Origin of the sequence: Rhizobium ecuadorense (assembly GCF_001187535.1) — a bacterium.
In the GTDB taxonomy this organism is placed as follows: domain Bacteria; phylum Pseudomonadota; class Alphaproteobacteria; order Rhizobiales; family Rhizobiaceae; genus Rhizobium; species Rhizobium ecuadorense.
Map to the genome: position 1 here is coordinate 1 of NZ_LFIO01000577.1, position 220 is coordinate 220.

The window sequence follows — 220 nt, forward strand, 5'->3', positions numbered from 1 at the left end:
GGCCACACAGAGGAGCTGGCCGCCGAAAGACTCTACGAATTCGCCTTTTTCGGGGCCTGCATCAAGCTGCGCGGCGCAACCGGCGCACCGATGCGGCCCGTAGCAATGCCTCTGACATGAGTGGGTTAGGGACCCGGGATCCGCACGTCCGGATAATGTCGATCGGCTTTCGAGCCGATACCGGCAGTGGGCAACGCTGCCTCCTTTGTGAAACATTGTG

The 220-nt window shown here is 61.4% G+C and carries 1 pseudogene; it reads left to right on the plus strand.

From position 1 onward, the window contains the following. Nucleotides 1-120, plus strand: a pseudogene (locus AF337_RS46275) (cyclase family protein); the annotation flags it as partial. Nucleotides 121-220: the final 100 nt, after the last annotated feature.